Raw genomic sequence first — 1,870 nt, 5'->3', positions numbered from 1 at the left:
TCGAGTCGCTGGCTGACGGTCTGCCAGGGCGGTGTGCCAGATGCCGCCAAAAGTCTCAAGGCGGTCGTCTCTTCCTCCGACAATTCAAGGCGCTTAACAGCGTGTTGAAAAACTCCGCCATGTGACCGATAATCCAGCCATCGCGGTTCCGGAGGTGATCTGATGGGGCTTGGCCGTCAGGGTGATCAGCAGGGGACGATGTATCTGGCCTGGGATGAGATTCCTCGGTCTCGTGGGCACGCTTTTTACGATCGTCTCCAGCAGATTCTCCGGAAAGCCGGCTTCGATGGTTTCGCCGAGAAGCTGTGCAAGCCCTTCTATTCCGACAAGGGGCGTCCCTCCATTCCGCCTGGCCGATATTTTCGGATGCACCTCGTGGGGTATTTCGAGGGCATCGACAGCGAGCGCGGCATTGAGTGGCGCTGCGCCGATTCGCTTTCCCTCCGGGATTTTCTCCAGCTTTCGCCCAAGGAGTCTGTGCCGGATCATTCCTCGCTCAGCCGGACACGGTCCCGTCTGCCGCTGGCGACCCACCAAGAGGTTTTCACCTGGGTTCTCAAGGTGCTCAGCAAGGATGGCTTGATCCTTGGAGGCCGCATTGGCGTGGACGCTTCGACCATGGAGGCCAACGCGGCGCTCAAAACCATCGTGCGCCGGGACACGGGTGAGAGCTACCGCAAGATGCTCCTGCGCATGGCTAAGGAGAGCGGCATCGACTCTCCGACGGATGAGGATCTGGCTCGCATGGACCGCAAGCGCGTCGGCAAGACTCTTTCGAACAAGGACTGGCAGTCGCAGGTCGATCCCGAGGCGAAGATCGCCAAGATGAAGGATGGCCGAACGCATCTGGCGTACAAGCCGGAGCACGCGGTGGACCTGGACACCGGCGCGGTCGTGGCGGTCGAGGTGCATGAAGCGGACAAGGGGGACACTTCGACTCTGCAAAAGACGCTGAAAGCCGCTCAAGAAAGTTTGCGACGGGTCACTTCCTGGAGTTGCCCCCGCTAAACCGGACACCCGGCAGTTGCTGACAAGCGGATAAACTCCCTGGGTGAGAGCATCCGCAGCCCTTTGTGGGGGTGCACCTCGTTATAGTCCTCGAACCAGGCCGCCAATTGGCTGAGGACGGTCTTCGCGTCCGGGCGGTCATGGACATACACGTAATCGCGTTTGAAGGTCTTCACGGGGTCTGCTCACGAAACGGAAAAAATCGTACGCTAAGCCTGTCGCAGCGACCTGAATTTGTCCGCCCGGAAGTGTATCCTACGAATCCAAGTCTATACTCCTCCTTCGGGGGGCTGTGTCTAGCCGACGTACACTCACAATGACTAGATCAATTCAGTGTTGTGAGATACTTCAAGTATTTTCTTCCGATCAACTGATTGTATTTCTATTGATTTTGATTTCTTTGCCTGCAACAATTTGCGAAGATGGGCATTAAACGTTTAGTATGCCAATGTTGACCTCCCATGTGCTGCCAATTTATCGTAGATGTGCTTATTGGCGTACCTTTTTTTGTGCATATCGAGAATCTCGATCTGACAAGATCTAAATTCTACACGGCCCATGCATCTGGCAATGCGACCTGATTTAGTCATAGTTCTCTCCTGGTTGTTTTTTATCATATTTTATGATCCGTTAGTAGCCAATGTCAACTGATAACAGTTTATCCGATTAGAAGTGAGCGTAACCGCTCTCATTCAAGCTCATACTAGCCGATAGTGTCGCTGACAAAAAAAGGCGAAACAATGACAGCGTGCGCGAAGGCAGGACAGGTACGGTATGCCTACCGTACGTCCTGCCCTGCGGGGCTTTGCTTATTCGCCTGTGGCTCAACGCGCGTGGGTTCGATCCGCACGCAAGTGACCTC

2 pseudogenes are annotated in these 1,870 nt (G+C 55.1%); one reads left to right on the top strand and one right to left on the bottom strand.

Annotated elements, in window-relative coordinates:
* Positions 1 to 162: 162 nt before the first annotated feature.
* A pseudogene (locus tag NY78_RS21505) lies at positions 163 to 1,002 on the top strand (transposase); the annotation flags it as partial.
* Positions 1,003 to 1,004: 2 nt separating this feature from the next.
* Here NY78_RS21505 and NY78_RS21500 read toward each other — a convergent pair.
* Positions 1,005 to 1,184, bottom strand: a pseudogene (locus NY78_RS21500) (integrase core domain-containing protein); the annotation flags it as partial.
* Positions 1,185 to 1,870 lie beyond the last annotated feature (686 nt).

Origin of the sequence: Desulfovibrio sp. TomC, assembly GCF_000801335.2 — a bacterium.
GTDB lineage: Bacteria > Desulfobacterota > Desulfovibrionia > Desulfovibrionales > Desulfovibrionaceae > Solidesulfovibrio.
Note: the sequence above shows the minus strand (reverse complement) of the source record. Positions and strands in the feature narration are given on the sequence as shown.